This is a genomic window from Microbacterium sp. MF43 (assembly GCF_012847295.1).
In the GTDB taxonomy this organism is placed as follows: domain Bacteria; phylum Actinomycetota; class Actinomycetes; order Actinomycetales; family Microbacteriaceae; genus Microbacterium.
The window spans coordinates 190,535-217,104 of record NZ_JABBDY010000001.1; the positions used below are offsets into that span (position 1 = coordinate 190,535).

The following is a 26,570-nucleotide window of genomic DNA, read 5'->3' on the forward strand; positions in this document are numbered from 1 at the left end:
GAAGGCGAGGCTCAGGCATCGCCGCCGGTGATCCCCGCGGTCGATTCGATGACCGGCTTCATCTTCTTGTCGAGCGCCTCGAAGAACATCGACAGCGGGAACTCGTCGTCCATCACGGCGTCGGTGTAGCCCTTCGGGGGGCCGGAGAGGATCTCGTCGGAGAGGCCGCGCGCCCATGCCGAGGCCGGGTGGGGCGTCAGCGTGCCGCGCACCAGCTCGTACGCGGCGAGCCAGTGAGCCGTCTTCGGGCGGTCGATCGAGCGCCAGTAGAGCTCGTCGATCGCGTCGGCGAGGGCGACGACCGCGGCCGGCACGTCATCCCAGTCGAAGGCGAGGGCCGTGTCGGTCCAGTGCAGCACGCCGCGCTGGTGCAGCCAAGCGAACAGCAGCTGCCCGCCCAGTCCGTCGTAGTTGCGCACGCGCGAGCCGGTGATCGAGAAGCGGAAGATGCGGTCGAAGATGACCGCGTACTGCACGAGCTTCGCGTGCTCGAGCATCTCCGTCTCAGCCGTCGTGAGCGTCTCGCGCGCCGAAAGACGTCCCTGGATCGCGACGCACTCGCGGAACGCCGTCAGGTCGCAGCGCAGCTCCTCGAGCGAGTACAGGAAGTACGGCATCCGCTGCTTGATCATGAACGGATCGAACGGCAGGTCGCCGCGCATATGGGTGCGGTCGTGGATGATGTCCCACATCACGAACGTCTTCTCGGTGAGCTGCTGGTCGTCGAGCATGCGTGCGGCGTCGTCGGGCAGGTCGAGCTTCGTGATCTCGGCGGCGGCGCGCACGACGCGGCGATACCGTGCCGCCTCGCGGTCCTGGAAGATCGCACCCCACGTGAACGAGGGGATCTCGCGCATCGCGACCGTCTCGGGGAACAGCACCGCGCTGTTGGTGTCGTACCCGGGCGTGAAGTCGACGAATCGCAGCGAGACGAAGAGCTTGTTGGTGTACTCGGTCTCGAGCTCGGCGATGAACTCCGGCCAGATCACCTCGACGAGGACGGCTTCGACGTGACGATCGGCCGATCCGTTCTGGGTGTACATCGGGAAGACGACGAGGTGGCGCAGGCCGTCGACGCGGTGTCGCTGCGGCTGGAAGGCCACGAGCGAGTCGAGGAAGTCCGGCACCCCGAACCCCTCGTCCATCCAGCGCCGGAAGTCGCTCACGGAAGCCTCGAGATACTCGGCATCGTGCGGGAAGCGCGGCGCGAGCTCGTCGATCGCGGTCACGATCGCGTGCACGTGCTCGCGCGCTGCGGCGTGTGCCGAGGCATCCGGAATCGACCCGTCCTTGATCTGGAGGGGCTGCAGAGCGGATGTCGCGCCCTTGAGTCGCAGCCAGGCGTCAGAGGCCTCCACGCCCTGAGCCAGCGCGATGGCGTCCTCGACGACCTCGGGTTCGCCGACGATGGCCTTGGTGGTGGCGGGGCTGATGGGCATGGTGAACCTCCGTTCGTCGATCGGTGACGCCTCCAGTGTACGGGAAATGTTCCGGTGAAACATGCCGAAGGCAGGAAGACTTCCTGTTGGCGATCGGTAGAGTTGTTGCATGAGCACGCGCGACGACACCGCCGCCCCCGAGCCGGTGGACGACCCGATCGACGCCGCGATCGTCCGCGAGATGTCGCTCAACGCCCGCGCGACGCTGGCCGAGCTGTCGGCGGCGACCGGTCTCTCGGTCTCGGCGGTGCAGACGCGCCTGCGGCGGCTCGAAGCGCGCCGCGTGATCACCGGATACCGGGCCACCCTCGACGCCGAAGCCGTCGGCAAGCCGCTGTCGGCGTTCATCGAGATCACCCCGCTCGACCCTGCTCAGCCCGACAACGCGCCCGAGCTGCTCGAGCACCTGAGCGAGATCGAGGCCTGTCACTCGATCGCCGGCGACGCGAGCTACATCCTGTTCGTGCGGGTTGCGTCGCCACGGCACCTCGAGACGCTGATCCGCGACGTCCGCCTCGCGGCGTCCGTCAACACGCGCACGACCGTCGTGCTGCAGACGTTCTACGAGAACCGCCCGCTTCTTCCCGCCTGACCGCCGCCTGGCGACGAGAGCCGAGTACAGTCAGGCAGATGGAGGGGTCTGTAGCCGGCGGGTCCGGGCATGGAGTGCTGCTCGTGCGCAATGCGCAGTCCGGGACGGCCGTCATCCGTTCCGACCCTGCCGCGACGTTCGCCGAGCGGATCCCCGAGGCCGTCGTCCACGAGCTGGCCGAAGGCGAGGACCTCGAGGAGGTGGTCGCCGCCGCGATGGAGTCGGATGCCCCGCCCGCCGTCCTCGGCATCTACGGCGGCGACGGCTCGGTGTCGCGGATGGCGCACTTCGCCCGTCGATACGACCGCCCGCTGCTCGCGATGCCCGGCGGAACCTTCAACCACTTCGTGCGGGCGCTGGGGCTCACCGACGTCGACGTCGCGATCGACGCCCTCGAGGCGGGCACGACCGAATCGGTCGGCGTGGTGGATGCCACCGCCGACGACGGCGAGCCGATCACGGTGCTGAACGTCGTGTCCGTCGGCGCATACCCCGCCTTGATCGACGAGCGCGAGCGGCGCAGCAGCCTCGGCAAGTGGCTCGGCGGGGTGGCGGCGACGTGGACGGCCCTGCGCCGGACCGAGCCCCTCACGATCTCGCTCGGCGGCCGGCGGGCCCGCGTGTGGTCGGTGTTCGTGAGCGCGGGCCGGAACGACCCCGACCGCGTCGCGACGATGCAGCGGCAGGAAGCGGATGCCTCGGTCCTCGATGTGCGGATACACCACGCCCGCGGGTCCCGCGTCCGCGCGCTGGCGTCCCTGGCGTTCGGCAAGCGCACGGCCGCCCTGCTGCGCGCGGTGCGCCTCTTCCCCCGTGATGCCGACATCGAGCGGCTCGTGGTGCGCGACCTCGACATTCGGGTCACGCCGCGGGCGGGGCATCCGTCGGTCTTCGTGCACGACGGCGAACTCGAAGAACGCGATCCCGCAGGGTTCCGGCTGCGGTGCGTCGCCGTCCCCGACGCGCTGCGGGTGTACGCCCCGCGGGAGTGAGGCGTTTCGTCCCGTCGCTTCGCTCCCCGCTCAACGACCGGGGTGCGTTGCCGGTCGTTGAGCGAGCGGAGCGAGACGACGCGCGGCCGGCGCAGGACTCAGTCGTGCTGCGGGAAGCCGAGGTTCAGGCCGCCGTGCGACGGGTCGAGCCACCGCGAGGTGACGGCCTTCTCAGCCGTGAAGAACTCGAACCCGTGCGGACCGTACGCCTTGGCGTCGCCGAACAGCGACGCCTTCCAGCCGCCGAACGAGTGGTAGGCCACGGGCACCGGGATCGGCACGTTGATGCCGATCATGCCGACCTGGGCCTCACGCTGGAAGCGGCGGGCCGCGCCGCCGTCGTTCGTGAAGATGGCGGTGCCGTTGCCGTAGAGGCTCGAGTTGATGATGCCGAGGCCCTCCTCGTAGCCCTCGACGCGGACGACGGAGAGCACCGGACCGAAGATCTCGTCCTTGTACACCGCCGACGACGTGGGGACGTTGTCGATGAGCGTCGGTCCGAGCCAGAAGCCGTTCGGGTCTCCGTCGATCTCGACGTCGCGGCCGTCGACCACGACCGAGGCGCCGTCGGTGCCCGCGATGTCGAGGTACGACGTGACCTTGTCGCGGTGCTGACCCGTGATGAGGGGGCCCATGTCGCAGCCCTTCATGCCGTCGCCGGTGCGGAGCGTCGCCATGCGCTCCGAGACCTTCTGCACGAACTCGTCCGCGATCGTGTCGACCGCGAGGACGACCGAGATCGCCATGCAGCGCTCTCCCGCCGAGCCGAAGCCCGCATTGACGGCGGCGTCGGCGGCGAGGTCGAGGTCGGCGTCGGGCAGCACGAGCATGTGGTTCTTGGCGCCGCCGAGGGCCTGCACGCGCTTGCCGTGCGAGGTCGCCGTCTCGTAGACGTACTTCGCGATGGGCGTCGAGCCGACGAACGAGATCGCGCGGACGTCGGGGTGCTCGAGGAGCGCGTCGACCGCCTCCTTGTCGCCGTGGACGACGTTGAGCACGCCGTCGGGGAGCCCTGCCTCCTTGAGGAGCGCGGCGAGCCAGTTCGCGGCGGTCGGGTCCTTCTCGCTGGGCTTGAGGATCACGGCATTGCCGGCCGCCAGCGCGATGGAGAAGAACCACAGCGGAACCATCGCCGGGAAGTTGAACGGGCTGATGATGCCCACGACGCCGAGCGGCTGGCGCAGCGTGTAGACGTCGATGCCGGTCGAGACGTTCTCGGAGTACGCGCCCTTGGTCAGGTGACCGAGGCCGCACGCGAACTCGACGACCTCCATGCCGCGCGCGATCTCGCCGAGCGCGTCCGAGAGCACCTTGCCGTGCTCCTTGGTGAGGATCTCGGCGAGCTCGCCCTTGCGGGCGTTGAGCAGCTCGCGGAACGCGAACAGCACGCCCTGACGCTTCGCGATGGATGCGTCACGCCAGCCCGCCCAGGCCTCGGACGCGGCGTCGACGGCGGTCGCGACATCCGCCTTCGAGGCGAAGCGGACCTGCTTCTGCACGGTCCCGAGCGCCGGGTTGAAGACCTGTCCGGTCCGCTCGGACTCGCCAGACCACGCTCCGCCTCGCACCCAGTGCTCGAGGATCGTGGTCGTGGACTGGTCGGTCCGCTCCAGTGTGGTCGTGTCGGTCATGGTGTTCCTGCCCTCCATTGGGAAGCCCTCCTCGTGAGAGGACGCGCACGCGTCAAGAGAGGTCCTCTTCGACGCTCGTCAGAGCTTCATCGTAAATCGACATGGCCTGAGCCACTTCGTCGTCGGTGACCACGCACGGCGGCACGACGTGGATCCGGTTGTCGGCGGCGAACGGCATGAGGCCGCGCGTCGACAGCACTTTCTTGAGCCGGCCGATGACATCGGCGCCCACCGGCTCGCGGGAGTCGCGGTCGGCGACCAGCTCGATCGCCCAGAAGACGCCCTCGCCCCGCACTTCGCCGATGAGGCGGTGCTTCTCGGAGAGATCGGCGAGACCGGGGCCGATCGCGTCCGTGCCGATGCGGCGTGCGTTCTCGACGATGCCCTCGTTCTCCATCGCGTCGATGGAGGCGATGATGGATGCCGCAGCCAGGGGGTGACCGGAGTAGGTGAGTCCACCGGGGAAGACGCGGTCGTCGAACGTCGCCGAGATCGCGTCCGAGATGATGACGCCGCCGACCGGGACGTAGCCGGAGTTGACGCCCTTCGCGAAGGTGATCAGGTCGGGCACCACGTCGTAGCCCTCGAAGGCGAACCAGCGGCCGGTGCGGCCGAACCCGGCCATGACCTCGTCGAGGATCAGGATGATCCCGTAGCGATCGCAGAGCGCACGCACCCCGGCGAGGTAGCCCGGCGGCGGCAGGAGGATGCCTGCCGTCCCGGGAACGGACTCGAGGAGGATCGCGGCGATGGTGGACGGCCCCTCGGACTGGATGACGCGCTCCAGGTGGTGCAGCGCCCGCGCCGACTCCTCCTCGGGGGTCGTGGCCCAGAACTCGCTGCGATAGAGGTACGGCCCGAAGAAGTGGGCGTGACCGCGGGCGTACTGGTTCGGCATGCGACGCCAGTCACCGGTCGCGACGATCGCGGCACCGGTGTTGCCGTGGTACGAGCGGTAGGTCGACAGCACGGTGTCGCGGCCGGTGTGGAGCCTCGCCATGCGGATGGCGTTCTCGTTCGCGTCCGCGCCGCCGTTGGTGAAGAAGACCTTCGCGAAGCCGTCGGGCGCCTTGTCGAGGATGCGCCTCGCGGCGCGCCCGCGGGCGAGGTTCGCGGTGGCGGGGCCGATGGTGGCGAGTTCGGCGGCCTGCGCCTGGATCGCCGCCACCACGGCGGGGTGCTGGTGGCCGATGTTGACGTTGACGAGCTGGCTGGCGAAGTCGAGCATCCGGTTGCCGGCGTGGTCCCACACCACGGTGCCCGAGCCGCCGGCGATGACGGGGAGGTCGAGCGACGCCTGCGCCGACCAGGAGTGGAAGACGTGCGCGCGGTCGAGCGTCTTGGCGGTGGCGTCGAGGTCTTCCGACATGGCGCGGTCCTTCCGGTGTGGCGATTCCCCTCCCGTAACGCTCGTCGTTCGATCGAGCCGGGTCAACCGACGATCGCAGTCGGGGAGAGCGTCGCGTGAGACGGAATGTCCGGCCGCACCCCGCTCAAAGGGTGCGGCCGGACGGGATGGCTGACTACTGACCGCCCTCGGTGAGCACGACGTCGATCGGGGTGTATTCACCGCCGACCTCGACGCCTTCCTCCTCGAGTTCGGCGAGCGCCTGTTCGATGTACTCGTTCGAGTACGCCGACTCGGCGGGCTCGGTCGTGATGAGCTCCAGGCCGTCCTGGTTGACGGCCGACAGGGCGCCGGCGACCGTCTTGTCCCAGGCCGCCTGGTCGACGAGGCCGAAGTCCGCTCCGGTCCAGATGAGCTTGTTGACCTCGTTCATCTGCCAGAGCTGGTGCACCGGTCCCACCGGGAACGCCGCCTCGGCGTTCGAGGCGATGTCGTAGACGATCTCCGCGGCCTCCTCCGGATTGTCCCGCGCGAAGATCCAGCCCTTCGTGACCGCCTTGAGGAAGCGCACGGCGGCGTCTTCGTACGCGGGGTCGTCGGCGAGCCGTTGCGTGTCGGCCCAGATCGCGTCCTGCAGCATCGCACCCTCGGTGTCCTGGTACGAGACGACGTCGAAGTCCTCGGGCTGGTACAGCTCGCCCGTCTCGGGGTTCACGACCTCGAGGATCTGCGCCCATTCGTTGTAGGTCATCGCCTGTGCGGCGTCGACGTCGCGGTCGAGCAGGGCGTTCATCGAGAAGTCCTGGGTCGTGATCGACACCGTGCTGGCGTCGAGGTCCTCGGCGGCCATGGCCGCGAAGATCTCCCACTCGTTGCCGAAGCCCCACGAGCCGATGCGCTTGCCCTCGAAGTCCTCGACGGACTCGATGCCGTCGCCCTTCCACGAGACCTGCAGCGTTCCCGACTCCTGGAACACCTGCGCGATGTCGGTCAGCTCGACGCCGGTGGCCTCGAGGGTGCCGAGCACCTTCGGGACCCACGCGATCGCGAAGTCGACATCGCCGGCGACCAGTGCGTCCTGCGGGACGATGTCGCCTCCGGACGGAATGATCTCGACGTCGCCGAAGCCCTCCTCTTCGAAGTAGCCCTGATCGAGGGCGACGTAGTAGCCCGCGAACTGCGCCTGCGGCAGCCACTGCAGCTGCAGCTTCACCGACGTGAGGGGCTCGAAGTCCTCGTCTCCGCCGCCGCCGTCGGTGTCGGGATCCGACGAGCCGGCGCACGCGGCGAGCGCGAGCGCGGTGACGGCGAGGACGGATGCCGCGGCGAGGCCGCGCCTGGTGCTGTGTCTCATGCTGGTGCCTTTCGTGAGTGGTGCTTCTCTTTCTTCGGGTGGTCGAGCTGCTTCGGGTGGGCGCCGTCGAACCCGTGCCGGTCAGGCCGGCGATCTTCTCGTCGCCAGCCGCTCCAGGAGCGAGGTCACGAGGAAGAAGACGAGGCCGATGAGGATGCCTCCCAGCACGTAGGCCCACGCGAGGGCCGCCCGGCCGGACTTGGCGTAGGTGGCGATCGCCGTGCCGATGCCGTCGGCGGGGCCGCCGAAGTACTCGGCGACGAGGGCCGCGATCACGGCGAGGGAGCTCGCGATCCGCAGGCCGGTCATGAGGTACGGCAGCGCCGTGGGCAGCGTCAGGATGCGGAACGTCTGGGATCCGGATGCCCCGGATGCCCGCATCAGGTCGCGATGCACGGGTCGCGTCTGCCGGAGCCCGCGCAGCACGTTGACGAAGACGGGGATGAACGCCGCGATCGTGGCGACCGCCTGCCGGCCGAACTGGCTGGATGCGCCGAACATGGTGTTGAGGATGGGCGTGATCGCGACGATCGGGATGACGGCCAGTGCCGAGACGAGCGGCGCGAGCATGCCGTCGATCGGGCGGGCGGCGGCCGCCAGTGCCGCGAAGAGGATCGCGAGGACCGAGCCGGCGACGAGGCCGACGAGTGCGTTGGTGGCCGTGATCATCATGTCCTCGGCGATGATCGGCCAGCGCAGCACGAACTCCTGCGCGATCGCGAGCGGGCTCGGAAGCATCCGGGGAGCGGTTCCGGATGCCACCCACAGCGCCCATACGGCGAGGATGAGGATCCCGACGACGAGAGGGGCCACGAAGCGCAGCCATCCCGGCAGCGGTCTCTCGCCCGGCGCACGGGCGCGTCGCCGCTGCCCCGGGGGAGCGGGGAGCATCGTGGTCGCGGCATCCGTCATCGCTCGTTCGCCCTCTCGATCCGCGTGCCGTGGAGTGCCTCGCGCACGGCGGTGACGCGGTCGAAGTACTCGGTCGACTCGCGCAGCCCCTCGTCTCGCGTCTCGCCCAGGCCGGTCGTGATGACATCGGTGATGCGGCCGGGGCGCGGGCTCATCACCACCACGCGGTCCGACAGGAAGACCGCCTCGGGAATCGAGTGCGTCACGAACACGACCGCGGCACCGGTCTCTGCGGTGATGCGGGTGAGCTCGGACTGCAGGTACTCCCGCGTCATCTCGTCGAGCGCGCCGAAGGGCTCGTCCATCAGGAGCAGCCGGGGCCGCGCGGCGAGGGCGCGGGCGATCGCCACCCGCTGCTGCATGCCGCCGGAGAGCTGATCGGGATAGCGGTCGATGAACTCGGTGAGACCCACGAGCTCGGCCAGCTCGGCGACGCGCGCGGCGCGCGCGGCCTTGCCGGTGCCGTGCAGCTCGAGTGGCAGGCCGATGTTGGCGGCCACGGTGCGCCACGGGAGAAGTCCCGCCTGCTGGAACGCGATGCCGTAGTCCTGGTCGGCGCGCGCCCGGGCTGCGGGCTTGCCGAAGATCTCGAGCGTCCCGCTCGTGGCGCCGTCGAGGTCGGCGATGAGCCGCAGCAGCGTCGACTTGCCGCAGCCGGACGGTCCGATGAGGGAGACGAACTCGCCCTCGGCGACCTCGAGGTCGACCTCCGTCAAGGCCACGACCTCACCGGTCTTCGTCGGGAACACCTTGCCGACGCCCGCTGCTCGCACGGCGGCGCGTGCCGAGGCATCCGTCTGCATGTCTGGAAGGGTCATGCCGGCGCTTCTCCTCTGCGGTAGTTGGCCAGTCCGAGGCCGATGAGTGCGACGGAGCCGGCGGCGATCAGGCCGAGCGCGATCGAGCCGAAGGTCGGACCCCAGGGGGCGGCGGGGTCGCTCGATGCCTGCCCCGCCAGCTGGATGAGCATGCGGCCGATGCCGCCGCGCATGCCGATCGACACCTCGGCGACGACCGCCCCGAGCACGGCGTTCGCCGCCGCGAGCCGCAGCGCGGGCAGCAGGTGCGGGACCGCGGCGGGCAGCCGCAGCCGCAGCAGCGTGGGCCAGTAGCCGGCGGCGTAGCTGCTCATGAGGTCGAGGTGGATGCGGTCGGGCGATGCCAGGCCCCGCAGCACGCCGACGGCGACCGGGAAGAACGCCAGGTACGACGCGATGACGGCGACCGAGAGCCATTGCGGCCACGCGCCGCCGCCGCGGTCGATCTGATTGCCGATGGCATTGACCACCGGCGCGAATGCGATGAGGGGGACGATCTGGCTGACGACGATCCACGGCAGGAGGCCCCATTCGACCAGCCGCCAGCGCTGCATCGCGAGGCCGAGGATCGCCCCGACCGCCACGCCGATCAGCCATCCGACGGCCGCGATCCCGAGGGTGACGAGAGCCGCGCCCAGGACGGACACCCACAGCGGCGGGGTGTCTCCGCCGCTCGTCGGGGCGAACAGCCGGGCGACCATGTCCCAGACGTGCGGCATGGCGCGGTCGTGCGTGCGGGGCAGGATCAGGACGCCCGAGCCGGATTCGCCCTCGACGGCGCCGATGGTCACGCCTTCGGCAGGGCCGAGGAACTTGTACAGCTCCCAGATCAGCAGCACCGCGAGCACGCCGAGCGCGCCCCACGCCACCACGATCCAGCCGCGCAGCTCGCCCTGCCGCCGGGCCGACCACCCGATCGGCCTCATGTCTTCGCCGTCACATGCGCCGAGAGCGCGGGGATGACGGTCTCGCCGTACACGCGCAGGGTCTCCTCCTTGTTGTCGTGCTGGAGGTACCCGGCGAACTGGGTCACGCCGAGCGCGCGCAGCTGTTCGAGCTTGGCGATGTGCTCGTCGGCGGTGCCGAGGATGCAGAAGCGCTCGACGATCTCATCGGGCACGAAGTCGACGTGGTCGTTCTCGGCCTTGCCGTGGGTGTTGTAGTCGTAGCCCTTGCGTCCCTCGATGTACGACGTGAGGGCGTCGGGCACCGCGCCGTGCTCGCCGTACTTCGCGACGATGTCCGCCACATGGTTTCCGACCATGCCGCCGAACCAGCGGCACTGGTCGCGCATGTGCTGCCGATCGTCGCCGATGTACATCGGTGCCGCGACGCAGAACGCGATGGCATCCGGGTCGCGTCCGGCGGCGGCCGCGGCATCCCTCACCGTCTTGATCATCCAGGCCGCGATGTCGACGTCGGCGAGCTGCAGGATGAACCCGTCGCCCACCTCGCCCGTGAGCTTGAGGGCCAGGGGACCGTACGCCGCGACCCACACCTCGAGCTCCGAGCCGCGGCTCCACGGGAACTGCAGCGTCGCCCCCTTGTGCTCGACGGGCCGCGAGTTGGCGAGCTCGCGGATGACGTGGATCGACTCCCGCAGCTCCGCCATCGACACGGGCTTGCCGTTGGTGACGCGCACGGCCGAGTCGCCGCGACCGATGCCGCAGATCGTGCGGTTGCCGTACATCTCGTTGAGGGTGGCGAAGACGGATGCCGTGACCGTCCAGTCCCGTGTGGCGGGGTTCGTCACGAACGGCCCCACGGTCACCCGCTTGGTCTCGGCGAGGATCGCGGAGTGGATGACATACGGCTCCTGCCACAGCAGGTGCGAGTCGAACGTCCACACGTGACTGAAGCCGTGAGCCTCGGCGAGCTTGGCCAGCTGCACCGTGCGCGCCGCCGGCGGATTGGTCTGGAGGACGACTCCGAAGTCCATGTCACAGCCTTCCCGGGAGCGTGTCCCGAAGTTCTCGGATCATGTCCCGAAGTTCATCGGCCGCGCGGCCCGCAGACGGTGAACTTCGGGACACGATCACGTCAGCATCGTCAGATCAGGTACTGCGACAGGCCGCGCTTGAGGAAGCGGCCGTCGCCCTTGGCGCCCAGGTACTGGCCGTCGTCGACGATCACCTTGCCGCGGGAGACCACCGTGTCGACGTGCCCGTCGATCTCGAATCCCTCCCACGCCGAGTGGTCCATGTTCATGTGGTGGGATGCCGCCGAGATCGTCGTGTGCCCGTTCGGGTCGTACACCACGACGTCTCCGTCGGCGCCGGGCTGGATCACGCCCTTGCGCCCGTAGAGCCCGAACATGCGCGCCGGGGTCGTCGAGGTGAGCTCCACCCACCGCTCCAGGGTGATCTTCCCCGTCACGACGCCCTGGTACATGAGGTCCATGCGGTGCTCGACCGAGCCGATGCCGTTCGGGATCGCACGGAAGTCGTCGAGCCCGAGCTCCTTCTGGCCCTTCATGCAGAACGGGCAGTGGTCCGTCGACACCATCTGGATGTCGTTGGTGCGCAGCGCCTGCCACATGTGGTGCTGGTGGCCCTCCTTGCTGCTGCGCAGCGGCGTGGAGCACACCCACTTCGCGCCCTCGAACTGCCCCCACTCCTCGCTGAACGCGCCGAGCTGCTCCTCGAGCGACAGGTAGAGGTACTGCGGACACGTCTCGCCGAACACGTTCCAGCCCTGGTCGCGCGCCCACGCGATCTGGTCGACGGCCTGCTTGGCGCTCACGTGCACGGTGTACAGCGGCGCGCCGGTGAGGTTCGCCAGCATGATGGCGCGATGGGTCGCCTCCTCCTCCATCTGCCACGCACGCGCGATGCCGTGGTAGTACGGCGCCTTCTTGCCGGCTTCGGCCAGCTGCGCGGCGAGCACGTCGATGGCCGGGCCGTTCTCGGCGTGCATCATCGTGAGTAGACCGGTCTCGGCCGAGACCTGCATCGCCTTCAGCACCTGCGCGTCGTCGGAGTAGAACACGCCGGGGTAGGCCATGAAGAGCTTGAAGCTCGACACCCCCTCGTCGAGCAGTCCCCGCATCGCCGCCAGCGAGTCCTCGTCGACACCGCCGACGATCTGGTGGAACCCGTAGTCGATCGCGCAGTTGCCGCGCGCCTTCTCGTGCCAGGCGGCGAGGCCGTCCTGCACGCGCTCGCCGTAGCGCTGCACGGCGAAGTCGATGATCGACGTGGTGCCGCCCCACGCCGCCGCGCGGGTTCCGGTCTCGAAGGTGTCGGACGCGTTCGTGCCGCCGAACGGCAGTTCCATGTGGGTGTGCGCGTCGATGCCGCCCGGGATCACGTACTTCCCGGTCGCATCGACGACGGTGTCGACGGATGCCGCGACATCCGTCCCCAGCAGCTGCGAGCCGGGCGCCAGCACCGCGGCGATGGTCTCGCCGTCGATGAGCACGTCCGCCTCGCCGCGACCCGTCGCCGAGACGACGGTGCCGCCCTTGATGAGTGTGGTCGTCATGAGTCACTCCCTCCCTGTCTCGCTGCGCGGTGTGGGGTGCCGCGTCGCATGCCCCCGCGTCGGCCCGCGGCCGGCGCTCCCGCCAGTCCCGATGCCAGCGACGCGGCACCCCACACCGCTCCGCGGGCGCATGCGGCGCTCACGGCTTCGCGATCTTCGTGTAGGAGTCGGGGCGACGATCGCGGTAGAACTGCCAGTCGTCGCGCATCTCGCGGACCATGTCGAGATCCAGGTCGCGCACCAGGAGTTCTTCGTGCTCGCTCGAGCCGCGCGCGCCGACGAAGTTCCCGCGCGGGTCGATGACCTGGCTCGTCCCGTAGAAGTCGACGGCGAGGTCGCCGTACTCGTTGTCCTCGCGGCCGACCCGGTTGGGCTGCAGCACGAAGTAGCCGTTCGCGACGGCCGCCGCCGGGCCCTCGACCTCCCAGAGCCGGTTCGACAGGCCGGGCTTCGTGGCGTTCGGGTTGAAGACCATGTGGGCGTCGTTGAGGCCCAGTTCTCGCCATCCCTCGGGGAAGTGCCGGTCGTAGCAGATGTACATGCCGACGCGGCCGACCGCGGTGTCGAACACCGGGTACCCGAGGTTGCCCGGACGGAAGTAGAACTTCTCCCAGAACCGGTCCAGGTGCGGGAGGTGATGCTTGCGGTACTTGCCGAGGATCGTGCCGTCGGCGTCGACGAGCACCGAGGTGTTGTAATAGACCCCGGTCTCGGCCTCCTCGTAGATGGGCAGCACCGTGACCACGCCGAGCTCCTTCGCGACGTCGGCGAACCGCTGCACGATCGGACCGTCCGCAGCCTCGGCGAAGCGGTAGTACTTCTTGTCCTGCGTGATGCCGAAGTACGGGCCGTAGAACAGCTCCTGGAAGCACATGACCTGCGCTCCCTGCGAGGCGGCGTCGCGCAGGAAGCCCTCGTGCTTGTCCAGCATCGAGTCCTTGTCGCCCGTCCAGGTGGTCTGCGAGATGGCTGCGCGTACCGTCGTCATGGTGTCTCCGTCCGTGCTCGATCAAGGTCCCTCGGGCCGGGACCGGCGGGGTGAGACCGAAGGAGCAGCCCCGCCCCCTGATCCTGTCGAGTCGACGTTTCCCGTCGGTTTCGGCCTGTGACGCGACAGTAAAGCCTCACCTGGCAGGTTGCAATGGTTGGGTGGGCAAACCATAGGAACGAGCGCGAGATACATCGGGAGACGGATGCCTCGGCATCCGCTGTCGCGTACCGTGAAACGGTGTTCCGCCGCCTGAATCCGTACCAGTTGTCGCTGGACGTGGCGCTCGCGGTCCTCTTCGGGCTCGTCGCGCTGTGGGCCGAGCTCGGCTACGGGTGGGGGAGCGCGGTTGAGCCCCTGGCGAGCACGGCGACGTGCGTGCTGATGGCCGGGGCGCTCGCGATGCGCCGGCTGTCGCCCGCGCTCGCGCTCGGACTCGCCTGGTTCGGCGCGATCGTTCAGATGTCGTTCGGGCGTCCTCCGATGGTGGCGGACATCGCGATCTTCGCCGTGCTGTACGCCACCGCCGCCTACGGCTCCCGCACTGTGTTCTGGGCAGGACTCGCCTCGAGCCTGCTCGGCGCCGTTGTCATCACGGGCTACCTGTTCCTCATCCCCGAGCTCGCGGGTGGCGGGCTGAGCCGGTCGACCCTGCCGCTGGCGGTGGTCGTGCTCGTCGCCGCCGCGTTCGCGCTGGGCCTGTCGTGGACGCTCGGGGCGCTCGTGCGCACCGCCGTGCGCGCCCGCGAGAACCGCCGCGCGCAGCAGCTCGCCGAGGCCGAAGCCGTCGCCGAGCAGGAGCGGGTGCGGATCGCCCGCGACATGCACGACGTCGTCGCCCATTCGCTCGCGGTCGTGATCGCCCAGGCCGACGGGGCACGGTATGCCGCGGCATCCGATCCCGCCGCGACGACCGCCGCGCTCGGCACCATCTCGACGACCGCCCGCTCGGCGCTCGCCGACGTGCGGCTGCTGTTGACCCAGCTGCGGCACAGCCAAGGCGACGGTCCGCAGCCGACCCTCGCGGATCTCGAGGAACTCTATGCGCAGGTGCGCGCGGCCGGGGCCGAGCTGCGCGTCGACGTGGATCCTGCGCCATCGGGGGAGCCGCCGGCTGCCGCGCAGCTCGCGGTGTACCGGATCCTGCAGGAGGCGCTCACGAACGCGCTGCGTCACGGCGACGGAGGACCCGTCGACGTGCGGCTGGCGTGGCATCCGTCCCGCGTCGATCTCGAGGTGCGCAACGGCGTGACGGGGAGCGTCCCCGGAACCCCCGGGCACGGCCTCATCGGCATGCGCGAGCGTGCCCAGCTCGCCGGCGGACGTCTCGACGCCGTGGCGGAGGGGGACCGGTTCGTGGTGTCGGCGTCCCTCCCGATCGGAGGCGTCGCGTGATCCGTGTCGCTCTCGTCGACGACCAGGCGCTGTTCCGGGCCGGCGTGCGCATGCTGGTGGACTCGCAGCCCGATCTTCAGGTCGTGGCCGAGGCATCCGATGGACGCGAAGCGATCGACGTGGTGCGGGCGGCGCGACCCGATGTGGTGCTGATGGACATCCGGATGCCGGTGATGGACGGCCTCGCCGCCACCGCCGAGCTGCTCGCCTACCCCGAGCCGCCGCGGATCGTGATGCTCACGACGTTCGATCTCGACGAGGCGGCCGCTCGGGCCATCCGTCAGGGGGCGAGCGGATTCCTGCTCAAGGACGCCGACCCCGAGTTCCTGCTCGCGGCGATCCGAACAGTGCACGCGGGGTCGGCCGTCATCGCGGCGTCGGCCACCCGCGACCTGTTCGCGCAGTTCACGGATGCCTCTCCCCGCCCGGTCCCCGAGAGCTTCCGCGGTCTCACCGATCGCGAGCGCGAGATCTTCGGGCTTGCCGCACGCGGCCTCTCCAACGCCGAGATCGCCGCGCGGGAGTTCCTCAGCGAGGCGACCGTGAAGACGCACATCAGCCGCATCCTCACCAAGCTCGCGCTCCGCGATCGCGTGCAGCTCGTGGTCTTCGCGTTCGAGCACGGGCTCGCCTAGACGCGTCACGCGTTTCGTCCCGCTGCGCTCGTTCGGCGACCAGCTGCCGCGGGCCGGGCCCGGCGGCGGCCCGAGTACCGGGGCGTGCACAGCTCCTCCGGGAATGCGGCGGCCGCGCTCCCGCGGGAGATCGAGCGGCACTTGTGAGGAGTTGTGCCCGCTCGCACCGGGCGAAGCGGTCGGCGTCAGCGCCCTTCCCGGCCGGGCGAAGCGGGCGGCGTCAGCGCCCTTCCAGCGCCGCACGGTGCGCCGCGTACCTGCGCCGCCCGATCAGTCGCCACGCCAGGCGGCCGGGCGCGGGCATGTGCGCGTGGAGCCACGCGTCGCCGCCGTCCGGCTGCGCCGCGAGGATCTCGCCGAGCTGCTGCCAGGTCTGGCCCTTCGGGATCGACCGGCGGCCGTGCTCCGAGAACCACTTCACCTCCGCCTCGGTGATCGTGCGCTCCATGACCGGCACGATGTTCGCCTCCTCGTCCGGCAGATGCACGGCGAGCGCGGCGTTGACGCCGTCGAGTGCCGCGAGGACCGGCGCGGCGTCGACGGACCGTGCCGAGGCGCGCCACGCCGGCAGGGCATGGTCCAGCGACGTCAGCTGCACCAGCATCTCGGCGTGCTGCGCCTTCATGCGTTCGACGTGCGAGGCGCACGCGGGGGCGCGCTGCTCCAGTGCATCCCACAGCCGGGCGTCCTCGCCCTCATGGTGCGCGTGGAGGCCGAGCGACATCGTCTCGAGCTGCGTGGAAACGACGTCCGCATGCGCGACGTCGCCGTCGGCGACTCCGCGCACCAGCTCGGGCCCCTCACCGAACCCGCGACGGAACAGCCGGTGGATCTCGACCATGCCGCTGGCGTCGCACGTCTTGGGGCCGGCGGGCGCGTCACCGCTCGAGGGCAGGGGGGTGGCGGGCATCGAGTCTCCCTCGTTCTCGGGTTCTGCGGCGACCATAGACCCGCGAGGCGATCACCGGAAGAGATCATCCTCCAGATGTACGTCGATGCGCCCTGGGGCCGACGCGCGACACCGGAGCTGCTTCGTAGCGTCGAAGCCATGGAGATTTCATCGACCGACCTGGGGCTGGCTGCCCGGGTCCAGCAGCTGACCAAGGTCTACGGCACCGGCGCGGGCACGGTGCGAGCGCTCGACGGCGTGTCCGTCGGGATCCGCCGCGGCGAGTTCACCGCGATCATGGGCCCTTCCGGTTCGGGCAAATCCACGCTCATGCACATCATGGCGGGGCTCGACGCGCCGACCGCGGGGAGGACGTGGATCGGCGACACCGACATCACCGGACTGTCCGACCTCGAGCTCACGATTCTGCGTCGCCGCCGCGTCGGCTTCGTGTTCCAGGCCTTCAATCTGGTTCCCACGCTGGACGCGCTGGGAAACATCATGCTTCCGTTCGACCTGGACGGCCGACGTCCGACGACGCTCGAGCGGGCGCGCATCGACGGACTCGTCGAGACGCTCGGGCTGACGTCGCGACTCGCGCACCGTCCGCATGAGCTCTCGGGCGGGCAGCAGCAGCGCGTGGCGATCGCGCGTGCCCTGGCGACGTCGCCCGACCTCGTCTTCGCTGACGAGCCGACGGGCAACCTCGACTCACGCAGCGGGCGCGAGGTGCTCGGCCTGCTCGCCGCGGCGAGCCGCGACCACGGCCAGTCGATCGCGATGGTGACCCACGACCCGGTGGCCGCGAGCCATGCCGACCGCGTGCTGTTCCTCGGCGACGGACGCATCGTCGCCGACAAGCCGCGTCAGAGCGCCGAGGAGATCTCGGCGTACATGCTCGCAGCCGAGCTCGGCGCGGGTGCGCCGGCGGTGTCGTCGTGACCGCCGTCGCAGCACCGCTGAAGGACGAGCGGATGCCGCGGGCCTCGGGTGCCGGCCTCACGTGGCTGCGTGACCGGGGCATGGGCGCCAGCATCCTGGTCGCGGCGATCTCGAGCGCGTTCGGGGTCGTGCTGCTGTCTGCCACCGGGTACATCGCCGCCGTCCTGAGCGCCGCCCCGTACCTCGGTGACAGCGCCCAGCTCCAGATGATCCTGTCGATCCTCACCGTCGTCTTCGTGGGCGTGGCGGTCTACGTCGCGGGAATCGTGACGGCGAACACCTTTGCGACCGTCGTCGCGGGCCGCACCCGGCGAATCGCGCTCATGCGTCTGATCGGAGCCTCGGCTCGCTCGCAGCGGTCGGAGATCGCACGTCAGGGCTTGGGTGTCGGCGCGATCGGCGCGGTCACGGGAGTGATCGCGGGCGTCGCGCTCACCGTGGGAGGGATCGCGGTGCTCGAGGCGCTGCTGAACATCGAGGATGTGCAGTACTCCGTCGTTCAGGTGGTGCTCCTCGTCCCGGCGGTCATCGTCGCGCTCACCACGTGGGCCGCTGCATGGGTCGGCTCCCGTCGTGTTCTCACGGTCACGCCGCTCGAGGCACTGGGCGGATCGGTCGAGGCCTCCCACGAGTCGCTCACCGGTCGAAAGGGCCGCAATGCTGTCGCCGTCGTGATCTTTCTGATCGGTGCGGCACTGCTCGCAGCCGGTATCGCACTCGGTCTGATCACGCCGTTCGGCGTGGTCGTCGCGTTCTTCGGTGGTCTCTTCTCGTTCACCGGTCTCGTTCTGGGCTCGACGATGCTCATGCCGCCGGTGCTCCGGGCGGTGGGGAGGGTCTTCGGCCGTTCGGCGACCGCACGCCTCGCCGCCGAGAACGCCCTCCGCTATCCGGAGCGCTCGAGCCGCATGGCGATCGGCGTCGTGATCGGCGTCACGCTCGTGACGATGTTCGCCGTCGCACTCGAGACGGTGAAGTCGGTCATCGCGGTCTCGGCCGGTGGCGAGCTCGACACCCAGTTCACCACGATCATCGACACGTTCTCCGGCATCATGATGGGACTCGTCGCGGTGTCCGCCGTGATCGCGGCCGTGGGACTGGTGAACCTGCTGACCCTCGGGGTCGTGCAGCGGCGGCGCGAACTCGGTCTGCTGCGCGCCCTCGGCGTCTCGACGGGTCAGGTGCGCCGCATGGTGCTGCTGGAGGCGGCCCACATCACGATCACGTCCGTCATCACGGGACTCGTGCTCGGCACGGCCTACGGGTGGGCGGGCGCGCAGTCGCTGCTCGGCTCGACGCCGATGCCGCCGGCGTGGCAGTCGCCAACGCTGGTCGCGCCGGCCGTGCCGTGGCTGCCGGTCGCGCTGATCGTGGCGGCGACGGCGATCCTCACCCTCGTCGCGGCGGTCGTCCCGACGCGGCTCGCCACCCGCGTCGCGCCGGTGCAGGCGCTCGCGGACTGAGGGCGGGACGAAGCGTTCGGGCGCTTCGACGCGGATGCCGCGGTCAGGCTTCGGCCGCGGCATCCGTCGTCCATCGTTGAACGCGCGGGGTCAGATCACCGGGTCGCCGTCGGGATCGAGGTCGTGGGCCCACGTCGGCGCGAGCGCGCGGATGCGTGCCCCCCGCCACTGCCAGGCGCTCCACAGCACCGGCCAGAGAGTCGGCGCCGTCGGCCCGCCGATCACGAGGCGATCGCGCCAGAGCGTGCGGCCCGGTTCGCCGGGTGCCGGCGAGACAGCCATCTGGTGGTCCCACACATCGAGACTCGACAGCGGACCCGTGAGCGGGATGCCGCTGTCGCGGAAGATCCGCACGGTGCCGTGGGGCTCTTCCACTTCGCGCTCGCTCACGTGGATGAGCTGCCGGCCGGCCGGCACGCCGCCGAACGCCGACAGCTGCACCGGCACGTCGTCCCCGGGCGACCAGGAGGTCGGCAGCCCGTTCGGCACCATCGGCTCGAGGTCGAGCAGCGGACCGTAGAGTTCGGCGACCGCGCGCGGCGAGTGCAGCGCCCGCCACGCGGCATCCGGGTCGCAGTCGATGACGAGCTTCAGCAGGATGCGCATTGCTCCAGTCTCGCACCGGGGTGGGCCGACCGGTCCGCGTACGCTGGACGGATGCCCGGGCAGCTCCACCCCTTCGACCAGTCCTCGTACCAGGTGCGCTTCGAGTGGGGTGCTGACGGGCTCGCGCGCCTCGCGCCGTCCGACATCGTCGTGGTGGTCGACGTGCTCCGCTTCTCGTCGACGGTCGTCCAGTCCCTCGAGCGCGGCGAGCCGGTGGCGCTGGATGCCTCCGCGCACGCGGTCTCGCTGAACGGCGCGGCCGTCGCGGCCGCCGCGAGCGGGCTCGTGCTTCTGGGCGCACTGAGGAACCGGGCATCCGTCGCCCGCGCGATCCTCGCGGAGCAGGAGCGTCGTGGCGCGCGCACGAGCGTCGCGGTGATCGCGTGCGGCGAGCTGACGTCGCAGGCGCCGGCCGGCCTGCGATTCGCCGTCGAGGATCTCCTCGGCGCGGGGGCCGTCATCGACGCGCTCGCCGAGCTCGGCATCGATCACTCCTCGCCCGAGGCGGCTGTCGCCGGGGAGGGCTTCCGCTCGCTGCGCGGCGCGGCCACGCACCTCCTCACGGCGAGCGCGTCCGGGCGCGAGCTCGAGGAGATCGGCCGCCGCGCGGACGTCATCGCCGCCGCCGCGGTGGATGCGGCATCCGTCGTCCCGGTCTTGCGCGACGGGGTGTTCGTCGCGCTCTAGGTGTACCTGGCGGTCAGGTTCATCTAGGCCTCGCGCGGAGTCATCGCCGCGAGCCGGGTGGCCGAGGTGATCTCGCGCCGCGTCCACGTGAATGCGTAGCGCTCGTCGAAGCGCGGCGCGCATTTCGCACACGAGGTGGGCCGGGTCGCGCGGCGGTGGCGGTAGGCGACATGACCCGACGGGCACACCCCGATCCACGGTGCGAGGTCTGTCGCCGTCTCGCCGTGATGCGTCGTGCCGCCGACGTAGCCGAGGTCGCGCGCGACGGCCTTCCATTTCGGACCGTGGCCGGCCGTCGGCCCGGCGAGCGCGTGCGCCACCTCGTGCAGCAGCGTCTGATGGTTGGTGTCGTCGTCGTAGCGCGCCGTCAGATAGCGCGACACGCTGATGCGCTTGCGCGTGTAGTCGCACAGGCCCGCTCGGCGCTTGGCGTTGTCGAACCCGAACGACCAGGTGCTATCGAGGTGTACGGCGATGAGCGCCTCGGCCCACTGGCGCACGCGGTGCAGATCCGACATGGAGGAGAGAGTAGGTCCAGCCTGCGACAGTCAGCTGGCGACGGATGCCGCAGCCCGCCGCCGATCGGCGGCATCGATGGCCATCAGCGTCGACTCGAGCTGGTCGTCGGGCGCACCGGACTCCTGACGCAGGAACAGGGCGCGCTTGAAGTCGCGGCGCGCCGACTCGTAGTCGCCGGCCTCGTAGCTCACCTTGCCGCGGTGCTGGTACGCGAAGGCCGCGATGCCGGCCCAGCCCTGACCCTCCGCCTCCTCCGCGCAGGTGGTGAGCTCCTGATCGGCGGCGGCGAACTGATGACGCGCCTGCAGCACCGACGCGTGGAGGATTCGCGCGCGCAGCAGATCCTTGCGGGTTCCCGCCATGCGCGCCACTCGCACCGACTGCTCGGAGACGACGAGTGCGTCCTCGCTGCGGTCCAGCACCTTCAGCAGCCATACACGCTCCAGCAGCGCAGGGAGACTGCGCTGCTCGCCGAGTTCGTCGAGGCGCTCGCGGCACTGACGGGGGTCGACCTTCTCGCGGAGGGTGTCGGGGTCGTACCCGCGGATGTAGCTCACAGCGACTCCCTTCGCACGCATTCGATCGCTCCATCCAGTGTGCAGCGCGTCCGTCGGATCATCGGCGAGGGCACGCCGAAGCGGCTTCTATGAGCGGTGTTCTGGAACGGCGCGGGTGCCCGGTCTCGCCGCTCCCTCGCGGGCTGCGGGGGCATGTCCCGAAGTTGGTCGGTTGCACGGGCATCCGCCGCTCTTCTGCGGGCCGCTGGTGCATGTCCCGAAGTTGGTCGCTGGCATCGCCGCTCTCTCGCCGGCCGCTGGTGCATGTCCCGAAGTTGGTCGGTTGCACGGGCATCCGCCGGTCAACTTCGGGACATGACCCGCATATTTCGGGACATGCCAAGGGGTGGGGCGGGGGAGGGGGGACCGGCGGGGGCCGGGGCGGGCGGCCGCGTGGGGTCAGCGGTCGAAGACGGATGCCGCGGGCTTCGGCGACGCGGTGGAATCGCCGTCGGTGGCGATTCGCGCGCCACGGGTGAACTCGACCACCTCTGCACCCTGTGCGACCTTGGCGGGGTGGGGGCCTGCCGCCATGAGCCGGGGCAGCCACTCCGTCGGGAGAGGCGCCCGCGAGGCGGCGATCACGAGGTTGCCGAAGCGCCGTCCCTTGAGGGTCTGCACCTCGGCGAGGATCACGATGTTCTCGAGCACGGCGCCGATCGTCGCGGCCTGGCGCCGGGCGAAGGCGAGTCCGGCGCCGTCGGCGACGTTGACGAGGAGCACGCCGTCGGGCGCCAGGTACCTCGCCGCCTCGCGGTAGAACTCGACCGTCGTCAGGTGCGCCGGCGTCTGCGCACCGGAGTACACGTCGGAGACGACGAGGTCGGCCGCGCCCACGAGTCCCGCGGGCAGGCGCCCCAGTCCCTCGCGCGCGTCGGCGATCCGCACGCGGATCTGGGCTCCGCGGGGCAGCGGCAGGTGCTCGCGCACCAGGTCCCACAGCGCCGGTTCGAGCTCGATGACCTGCTGCCGCGAGCCGGGCCGCGTCGCCTCGACGTAGCGCGGGATGGTCATCGCACCGGCGCCCAGATGGATCGCGGTGAGGGGCTGGCGAGGCATCCGGAGCCTGTCGATCACCGCGCCCATGCGCGCCACGTATTCGAAGTGGAGATGCGTGGGATCGTCGAGATCGACGTGCGACTGAGGTGTGCCGTCGACGTCGAGCTCCCACCCGCCGCCGAACGCCGAGCGGACGATGCGCGCCGCCGTGCCGTCGGAGAGGCGCACGGAGGGGGCGGATGCCTCGTCCCTCCCGCGCCCCATGGGTCCACGTTAGCCCGTGCCGCCCGCGATGATGCTTCTGCCCTCCGCGGGCACCTGTGGATGAGCAGATCGATCAGTTCGCGGCATCCGATACCGTCGAAACACAATCGAGACACAGGTGTAATCGTCGGTGCCTGCCGCTGCGGGTAGCGTCGATGCATCACACCCCCTGAGGGCACGCGCACCTCTGCTCCACGACGATGTGCAGCGACGCCCACACGATACGGAAGGTGCACAGCACATGCTCCACACCCGGAAGCGCCGCCTGCTGAGCGGCGCTGCGGCGATCGCCATCGGTGCGGTCGTCCTCACGGCCTGCGCGAGCCAGCGCGATGGCGGCGGCGACAACACCGGCGAGGCGAGTGACGTCGACTCGACGTTCGTCTTCGCCTCCTCCGGCGACATCTCGGGTCTCGACCCGGCGATGGCGAACGACGGCGAGACGTTCCGCGTCTCGCGCCAGATCTTCGAGGGTCTCGTCGGCGTCGAGCCCGGGACCGCCGACCCCGCTCCCGGCCTCGCTGAGAGCTGGGAGCAGTCCGAGGACGGCCTGACCTACACCTTCCAGCTCAAGGAGGGCGTGACCTTCCACGACGGCACCGACTTCAACGCCGAGGCCGTCTGCTTCAACTTCGACCGCATGAACAACTTCACCGGTGTGGCGGCGAGCGAGAGCCTGTCCTACTACTGGGGCAAGCTCATGCGCGGCTACGCCGACACCGGCACCTCGATCTACGGCGGCTGCGAGGCCACCAGCGACACCGAGGTGGCGATCACCCTGACGCAGCCGTTCGCCGGCTTCATCCCGGCGCTGTCGCTGCCGTCGTTCGCGATCCAGAGCCCGACGGCGCTCGAGGAGTTCTCGGCTGACGAGGTCGGCGGCACCGCCGAGGCCCCCGTCCTCAGCGAGTACGCCCAGGGTCACCCGGTCGGCACCGGTCCGTTCAAGTTCGACGAGTGGTCCGTGGGCGAATCCGTCACGCTGAGCGCCTACGAGGACTACTGGGGCGAGCAGGGCCAGGTCCAGGAGGTCATCTTCCAGGTGATCGGCGAGACCACCGCCCGCCGCCAGGCACTCGAGTCCGGCTCGATCGACGGCTACGACCTCGTCGCGCCCGCCGACCTCGGCGCGCTCGAGGAGGCCGGGTTCAACCTGGTCAACCGCGACCCGTTCAACATCCTCTACCTCGGCATCAACCAGCAGGCACCGGGACTGTCCGACCCGAAGGTGCGCCAGGCGATCGCCCACGCGATCGACAAGGAGCAGCTCGTCACGCAGGTCCTGCCCGAAGGCACCGAGGTGGCGCAGGAGTTCATGCCGCCCGCCGTCATCGGCTGGAACGAGGAGGTCACGACGTACGAGTACGACCCCGAGACGGCCCAGGCACTGCTCGCCGAGGCCGGCTACGACGAGTCCAACCCGCTGACCATCCAGTTCAACTACCCGGTCAACGTGTCGCGTCCGTACATGCCCAACCCCGAGCAGATCTACACCAACCTGGCGTCGCAGCTCGAGGCCGTCGGCATCGTGCTCGAGCCGGTCGGCGAGGAGTGGAACCCCACCTACCTCGACCGCATCCAGGGTGGCGCCGACCACGGCATCCACCTGCTCGGCTGGACCGGCGACTACAACGACCCCGACAACTTCGTCGGGACGTTCTTCGCCAGCCCCGGCAACGAGTGGGGCTTCACGAACGAGGAGCTCACCGCTGCCCTGACCGAGGCGCGCGGTCTCGCGACGGCCGAGGAGCAGGAGGCCGCCTACCTCGCGATCAACGAGCAGATCATGGAGTACCTCCCCGGCATTCCGCTGGCTCACCCGGTGCCGACCCTCGCGTTCGCAGAGCGCGTGACGTCGTACCCGGCCAGCCCCGTGCAGGACGAGGTCTACAACATGATCGAGCTGAGCGAGTAAGCACGACACAGCGGGCGCCGCGGCCGTTCACCCGGTCGCGGCGCCCCGCCCGCTGTTCGGCCCGCTCGCGCGGCCTCGGCCGCCCACCCCGGAGAAACCCACCCCGTGCTACGCACCATCGGCCATCGGCTCCTCCTTCTCATCCCGACGCTGTTCGGACTCTCCGTCCTGCTGTTCCTGTGGGTCCGCGCCCTTCCGGGCGGGCCCGCCGTCGCTCTCCTGGGCGAGCGGGCGACCCCTGAGGCGATCGCGGAGATCAACGAGGCCTACGGCTTCAACAAGCCCCTGATCGAGCAGTACCTGACCTGGATGGGCCAGCTCCTCTCCGGCGACTTCGGCGTCTCGCTCCAGACGCGCCAGCCCGTCGTCGAGGAGTTCTTCCGTCGCTTCCCGGCGACGCTCGAGCTGACGATCTTCGCGATCATCATCGCCGTCGGCGTCGGCATCCCCCTCGGCTATCTGGCCGCCCGCCGTCACGGCAAGGCGTCCGACCATTTCCTGGTCGGCGCCAGCCTGCTGGGCATCACGATCCCCGTCTTCTTCCTCGCGTTCATCCTCAAGTGGATCTTCGCCGTGCAGCTCGGCTGGCTCCCGTCCGAGGGGCGCCAGGACCCGCGCATGGACGCGACGCATTACACCGGCTTCTACGTTCTCGACGGCATACTCACGGGTGAATGGGATGCCGCGTGGGACGCCTTCCTGCACCTGATCCTTCCCGCCATCGCGCTCGCGACCATCCCGCTCGCGATCATCACCCGCATCACGCGCGCGTCGGTGCTCGAGGTGCAGAACTCCGACTACGTGCGCACCGGCATGGCCAAGGGAATCTCCCGCTCGACGATCCGGTCGGGCTTCATCCTGCGCAACGCGATGCTTCCCGTGATCACCACGATCGGCCTGCAGGTCGGCCTGCTGATCTCCGGCGCCGTCCTCACCGAGACGGTCTTCGCGTTCCCGGGCATCGGGTCGTTCCTGTACCGCGCGATCTTCTCGCGCGACTATCCCGTGCTGCAGGGCTTCATCATCTTCATCGCGATCGGCTACGCCCTCATCAACCTGGCGGTCGACGTCTCGTACAGCTTCATCGACCCGAGAGTGAGGGTCTCATGACATCCGCGATGCTTCCTCCCGCCCCGAGCGGCGGCCCGGTCGACGACACCTCCGTCGACGACAAGGAGCTCCTGTCCGCCAAGACATCGGGCGGCGGCTTCTGGCGCGACGTCTTCCGGCGCCTGCGCCGCAACCCCAGCGCCTGGGTCGGCGCCGCGATCGTCGCGGTGTTCCTCCTCGTCGCGATCCTCGCACCGTGGCTGGCTCCGTACGGCCCCACCGAGCTGCCCGGCCAGCGCTACATCACGCCGACCCACATCCCGGGCCCCGGTGAGATTCCCGAGTTCCCGCTCGGCCTCGACCGCTTCGGCGGCGATGTGCTGTCGAAGCTGATCTGGGGTGCCCGCGCCACGCTCATCATCGGTGTCGTGTCCACCGCCATCGGCCTCATCGGCGGCATGATCCTCGGCTTCCTCTGCGGCATGTTCGGCGGCTGGGTCGACACGCTCATCATGCGCATCGTCGACATCATGCTCTCGGTGCCGTCGCTCCTGCTCGCCGTGTCGGTCGCCGCGGTGATCGGCCAGAACCAGGCATCGCTCATGATCGCGATCGGTGTCGTCCAGGTGCCGGTGTTCGCGCGGCTGCTGCGCGCATCGATGCTCCAGCAGCGCAACGCCGACTACGTCCTCTCCGCCCAGACCCTCGGTCTCGGCCGGGGGACCATCACCATGAGCCACGTGCTCCCGAACGCCGTCGGCCCCGTCATCGTCCAGGGAACCCTGTCGCTGGCCACCGCCGTGATCGAGGCTGCTGCGCTGTCGTACCTGGGCCTCGGCGGAGACGTTCCGCAGACGGCCGAGTGGGGCCGCATGCTCACGTATGCGCAGCTCGAACTCGCCATCGCGCCGTCGCTCGCGTTCCTCCCCGGTATCTGCATCACGGTGACCGCGCTCGGCTTCACCCTGCTCGGCGAGGCGCTGCGCGAGGCGATGGACCCTCGCACGCGGGCCAGGTAGTCCCGGGATACCGCTACGCGATTCGTCGCCTGGGAACGCATGCTCCGCCGAGTGCGAGGCGGGAGCACGATGC

25 protein-coding genes are annotated in these 26,570 nt (G+C 70.0%); 10 read left to right on the forward strand and 15 right to left on the reverse strand.

The annotated features are described in order from the left end of the window. Positions 1–11: 11 nt before the first annotated feature. Positions 12–1,439: a DUF6421 family protein gene (locus tag HF323_RS00840; protein WP_169580688.1), complete on the reverse strand. Its 1,428-nt coding sequence runs from the start codon at positions 1,437–1,439 to the stop codon at positions 12–14. Positions 1,440–1,584: 145 nt separating this feature from the next. On the opposite strand from HF323_RS00840, the gene HF323_RS00845 reads away from it, so the two are divergent. Both HF323_RS00845 and HF323_RS00850 read left to right on the forward strand, forming a co-directional pair. Next, positions 1,585–2,031: an Lrp/AsnC family transcriptional regulator gene (locus HF323_RS00845; RefSeq protein ID WP_317450992.1), complete on the forward strand. Its 447-nt coding sequence runs from the start codon at positions 1,585–1,587 to the stop codon at positions 2,029–2,031. A 38-nt stretch (positions 2,032–2,069) separates the two neighbouring features. Next, the gene (locus HF323_RS00850) at positions 2,070–3,023 is read left to right on the forward strand and encodes a diacylglycerol kinase family protein (RefSeq protein ID WP_169580690.1); all 954 of its coding nucleotides are present in this window, start codon (positions 2,070–2,072) and stop codon (positions 3,021–3,023) included. A gap of 98 nt (positions 3,024–3,121) precedes the next feature. On the opposite strand, the gene HF323_RS00855 is transcribed toward HF323_RS00850, so the two are convergent. The 9 genes from HF323_RS00855 to HF323_RS00895 all read right to left on the reverse strand — a co-directional run bounded on the left by HF323_RS00855 (position 3,122) and on the right by HF323_RS00895 (position 13,557). Further along, entirely contained in the window at positions 3,122–4,654 is a 1,533-nt protein-coding gene (locus HF323_RS00855; protein WP_169580691.1) for a CoA-acylating methylmalonate-semialdehyde dehydrogenase, read from the reverse strand. A 52-nt stretch (positions 4,655–4,706) separates the two neighbouring features. Next, entirely contained in the window at positions 4,707–6,023 is a 1,317-nt protein-coding gene (locus tag HF323_RS00860) for an aspartate aminotransferase family protein (RefSeq protein ID WP_169580692.1), read from the reverse strand. Between the two features lie 154 nt (positions 6,024–6,177). Next, the gene (locus HF323_RS00865; protein WP_169580693.1) at positions 6,178–7,356 is read right to left on the reverse strand and encodes an ABC transporter substrate-binding protein; all 1,179 of its coding nucleotides are present in this window, start codon (positions 7,354–7,356) and stop codon (positions 6,178–6,180) included. An 81-nt stretch (positions 7,357–7,437) separates the two neighbouring features. Further along, on the reverse strand, positions 7,438–8,268 hold the full coding sequence (locus HF323_RS00870) for an ABC transporter permease subunit (protein WP_169580694.1): 831 nt from the start codon (positions 8,266–8,268) through the stop codon (positions 7,438–7,440). Further along, positions 8,265–9,086 (reverse strand): ABC transporter ATP-binding protein, encoded by an 822-nt coding sequence (locus tag HF323_RS00875; RefSeq protein ID WP_169580695.1) that lies wholly within the window; start codon positions 9,084–9,086, stop codon positions 8,265–8,267. Before HF323_RS00875 ends, HF323_RS00870 begins: the two co-directional genes overlap by 4 nt. Further along, complete coding sequence (locus HF323_RS00880) at positions 9,083–10,012, reverse strand: ABC transporter permease subunit (RefSeq protein WP_169580696.1); 930 nt, start codon at positions 10,010–10,012, stop codon at positions 9,083–9,085. The genes HF323_RS00875 and HF323_RS00880 overlap by 4 nt, the downstream gene beginning before the upstream one ends. Next, on the reverse strand, positions 10,009–11,025 hold the full coding sequence (locus tag HF323_RS00885; RefSeq protein ID WP_169580697.1) for a TIGR03842 family LLM class F420-dependent oxidoreductase: 1,017 nt from the start codon (positions 11,023–11,025) through the stop codon (positions 10,009–10,011). The genes HF323_RS00880 and HF323_RS00885 overlap by 4 nt, the downstream gene beginning before the upstream one ends. 110 nt (positions 11,026–11,135) lie before the next feature. Continuing rightward, positions 11,136–12,569 (reverse strand): dihydropyrimidinase, encoded by a 1,434-nt coding sequence (gene hydA, locus HF323_RS00890; RefSeq protein ID WP_169580698.1) that lies wholly within the window; start codon positions 12,567–12,569, stop codon positions 11,136–11,138. Between the two features lie 139 nt (positions 12,570–12,708). Then, positions 12,709–13,557, reverse strand: a complete 849-nt coding sequence (locus HF323_RS00895; RefSeq protein ID WP_169580699.1) for a nitrilase-related carbon-nitrogen hydrolase — start codon at positions 13,555–13,557, stop codon at positions 12,709–12,711. 240 nt (positions 13,558–13,797) lie between these two features. Between HF323_RS00895 and HF323_RS00900 the strand changes: the two genes are divergently transcribed. Both HF323_RS00900 and HF323_RS00905 read left to right on the forward strand, forming a co-directional pair. Beyond that, positions 13,798–14,952 carry a histidine kinase gene (locus tag HF323_RS00900; RefSeq protein WP_169580700.1) on the forward strand — a complete coding sequence of 385 codons (1,155 nt, stop codon included), beginning with the start codon at positions 13,798–13,800 and terminating at the stop codon, positions 14,950–14,952. 50 nt (positions 14,953–15,002) lie between these two features. Continuing rightward, positions 15,003–15,587: a response regulator transcription factor gene (locus HF323_RS00905; RefSeq protein WP_248279576.1), complete on the forward strand. Its 585-nt coding sequence runs from the start codon at positions 15,003–15,005 to the stop codon at positions 15,585–15,587. A 220-nt stretch (positions 15,588–15,807) separates the two neighbouring features. Here HF323_RS00905 and HF323_RS00910 read toward each other — a convergent pair whose 3' ends face one another. Then, positions 15,808–16,497, reverse strand: coding sequence for a hemerythrin domain-containing protein (locus HF323_RS00910; RefSeq protein ID WP_169580702.1), 690 nt, complete (start codon positions 16,495–16,497; stop codon positions 15,808–15,810). A 138-nt stretch (positions 16,498–16,635) separates the two neighbouring features. Here HF323_RS00910 and HF323_RS00915 point away from each other — a divergent pair, with 138 nt between their 5' ends. Beyond that, positions 16,636–17,418 (forward strand): ABC transporter ATP-binding protein, encoded by a 783-nt coding sequence (locus tag HF323_RS00915; RefSeq protein WP_169580703.1) that lies wholly within the window; start codon positions 16,636–16,638, stop codon positions 17,416–17,418. Positions 17,419–17,450: 32 nt separating this feature from the next. After that, entirely contained in the window at positions 17,451–18,881 is a 1,431-nt protein-coding gene (locus HF323_RS00920; RefSeq protein ID WP_223169153.1) for an ABC transporter permease, read from the forward strand. 90 nt (positions 18,882–18,971) lie between these two features. Here HF323_RS00920 and HF323_RS00925 read toward each other — a convergent pair whose 3' ends face one another. Then, entirely contained in the window at positions 18,972–19,487 is a 516-nt protein-coding gene (locus HF323_RS00925) for a hypothetical protein (protein ID WP_169580704.1), read from the reverse strand. A 51-nt stretch (positions 19,488–19,538) separates the two neighbouring features. Here HF323_RS00925 and HF323_RS00930 point away from each other — a divergent pair, with 51 nt between their 5' ends. Next, on the forward strand, positions 19,539–20,174 hold the full coding sequence (locus HF323_RS00930; protein ID WP_169580705.1) for a 2-phosphosulfolactate phosphatase: 636 nt from the start codon (positions 19,539–19,541) through the stop codon (positions 20,172–20,174). 23 nt (positions 20,175–20,197) lie between these two features. Here HF323_RS00930 and HF323_RS00935 read toward each other — a convergent pair whose 3' ends face one another. The 3 genes from HF323_RS00935 to HF323_RS00945 all read right to left on the reverse strand — a co-directional run bounded on the left by HF323_RS00935 (position 20,198) and on the right by HF323_RS00945 (position 22,513). Continuing rightward, a complete protein-coding gene (locus HF323_RS00935) occupies positions 20,198–20,692 on the reverse strand; it encodes a SprT-like domain-containing protein (RefSeq protein WP_169580706.1) in 495 nt (164 codons plus the stop codon). Between the two features lie 30 nt (positions 20,693–20,722). Beyond that, on the reverse strand, positions 20,723–21,250 hold the full coding sequence (locus tag HF323_RS00940; protein WP_169580707.1) for a hypothetical protein: 528 nt from the start codon (positions 21,248–21,250) through the stop codon (positions 20,723–20,725). A gap of 399 nt (positions 21,251–21,649) precedes the next feature. Next, positions 21,650–22,513 carry a fused MFS/spermidine synthase gene (locus tag HF323_RS00945; RefSeq protein ID WP_169580708.1) on the reverse strand — a complete coding sequence of 288 codons (864 nt, stop codon included), beginning with the start codon at positions 22,511–22,513 and terminating at the stop codon, positions 21,650–21,652. Positions 22,514–22,754: 241 nt separating this feature from the next. On the opposite strand from HF323_RS00945, the gene HF323_RS00950 reads away from it, so the two are divergent. From HF323_RS00950 to HF323_RS00960, 3 genes are all read left to right on the forward strand, one after another. Beyond that, complete coding sequence (locus tag HF323_RS00950; protein WP_169580709.1) at positions 22,755–24,428, forward strand: ABC transporter substrate-binding protein; 1,674 nt, start codon at positions 22,755–22,757, stop codon at positions 24,426–24,428. Between the two features lie 105 nt (positions 24,429–24,533). Further along, the gene (locus HF323_RS00955) at positions 24,534–25,538 is read left to right on the forward strand and encodes an ABC transporter permease (RefSeq protein ID WP_169580710.1); all 1,005 of its coding nucleotides are present in this window, start codon (positions 24,534–24,536) and stop codon (positions 25,536–25,538) included. Next, positions 25,535–26,497 carry an ABC transporter permease gene (locus tag HF323_RS00960; protein ID WP_169580711.1) on the forward strand — a complete coding sequence of 321 codons (963 nt, stop codon included), beginning with the start codon at positions 25,535–25,537 and terminating at the stop codon, positions 26,495–26,497. The genes HF323_RS00955 and HF323_RS00960 overlap by 4 nt, the downstream gene beginning before the upstream one ends. Positions 26,498–26,570 lie beyond the last annotated feature (73 nt).

What these genes read in the sequence shown, in the direction of transcription:
- HF323_RS00840 (WP_169580688.1), bottom strand. Translation starts at nt 1,439, where the DNA reads ATGCCCATCAGCCCCGCCACCACCAAGGCCATCGTCGGCGAACCCGAG.
- HF323_RS00850 (WP_169580690.1), top strand. Translation starts at nt 2,070, where the DNA reads ATGGAGGGGTCTGTAGCCGGCGGGTCCGGGCATGGAGTGCTGCTCGTG.
- HF323_RS00855 (WP_169580691.1), bottom strand. Translation starts at nt 4,654, where the DNA reads ATGACCGACACGACCACACTGGAGCGGACCGACCAGTCCACGACCACG.
- HF323_RS00860 (WP_169580692.1), bottom strand. Translation starts at nt 6,023, where the DNA reads ATGTCGGAAGACCTCGACGCCACCGCCAAGACGCTCGACCGCGCGCAC.
- HF323_RS00865 (WP_169580693.1), bottom strand. Translation starts at nt 7,356, where the DNA reads ATGAGACACAGCACCAGGCGCGGCCTCGCCGCGGCATCCGTCCTCGCC.
- HF323_RS00870 (WP_169580694.1), bottom strand. Translation starts at nt 8,268, where the DNA reads ATGACGGATGCCGCGACCACGATGCTCCCCGCTCCCCCGGGGCAGCGG.
- HF323_RS00875 (WP_169580695.1), bottom strand. Translation starts at nt 9,086, where the DNA reads ATGACCCTTCCAGACATGCAGACGGATGCCTCGGCACGCGCCGCCGTG.
- HF323_RS00880 (WP_169580696.1), bottom strand. Translation starts at nt 10,012, where the DNA reads ATGAGGCCGATCGGGTGGTCGGCCCGGCGGCAGGGCGAGCTGCGCGGC.
- HF323_RS00885 (WP_169580697.1), bottom strand. Translation starts at nt 11,025, where the DNA reads ATGGACTTCGGAGTCGTCCTCCAGACCAATCCGCCGGCGGCGCGCACG.
- hydA (WP_169580698.1), bottom strand. Translation starts at nt 12,569, where the DNA reads ATGACGACCACACTCATCAAGGGCGGCACCGTCGTCTCGGCGACGGGT.
- HF323_RS00895 (WP_169580699.1), bottom strand. Translation starts at nt 13,557, where the DNA reads ATGACGACGGTACGCGCAGCCATCTCGCAGACCACCTGGACGGGCGAC.
- HF323_RS00905 (WP_248279576.1), top strand. Translation starts at nt 15,003, where the DNA reads ATGCTGGTGGACTCGCAGCCCGATCTTCAGGTCGTGGCCGAGGCATCC.
- HF323_RS00910 (WP_169580702.1), bottom strand. Translation starts at nt 16,497, where the DNA reads ATGCCCGCCACCCCCCTGCCCTCGAGCGGTGACGCGCCCGCCGGCCCC.
- HF323_RS00915 (WP_169580703.1), top strand. Translation starts at nt 16,636, where the DNA reads ATGGAGATTTCATCGACCGACCTGGGGCTGGCTGCCCGGGTCCAGCAG.
- HF323_RS00920 (WP_223169153.1), top strand. Translation starts at nt 17,451, where the DNA reads ATGCCGCGGGCCTCGGGTGCCGGCCTCACGTGGCTGCGTGACCGGGGC.
- HF323_RS00925 (WP_169580704.1), bottom strand. Translation starts at nt 19,487, where the DNA reads ATGCGCATCCTGCTGAAGCTCGTCATCGACTGCGACCCGGATGCCGCG.
- HF323_RS00930 (WP_169580705.1), top strand. Translation starts at nt 19,539, where the DNA reads ATGCCCGGGCAGCTCCACCCCTTCGACCAGTCCTCGTACCAGGTGCGC.
- HF323_RS00935 (WP_169580706.1), bottom strand. Translation starts at nt 20,692, where the DNA reads ATGTCGGATCTGCACCGCGTGCGCCAGTGGGCCGAGGCGCTCATCGCC.
- HF323_RS00945 (WP_169580708.1), bottom strand. Translation starts at nt 22,513, where the DNA reads ATGGGGCGCGGGAGGGACGAGGCATCCGCCCCCTCCGTGCGCCTCTCC.
- HF323_RS00950 (WP_169580709.1), top strand. Translation starts at nt 22,755, where the DNA reads ATGCTCCACACCCGGAAGCGCCGCCTGCTGAGCGGCGCTGCGGCGATC.
- HF323_RS00960 (WP_169580711.1), top strand. Translation starts at nt 25,535, where the DNA reads ATGACATCCGCGATGCTTCCTCCCGCCCCGAGCGGCGGCCCGGTCGAC.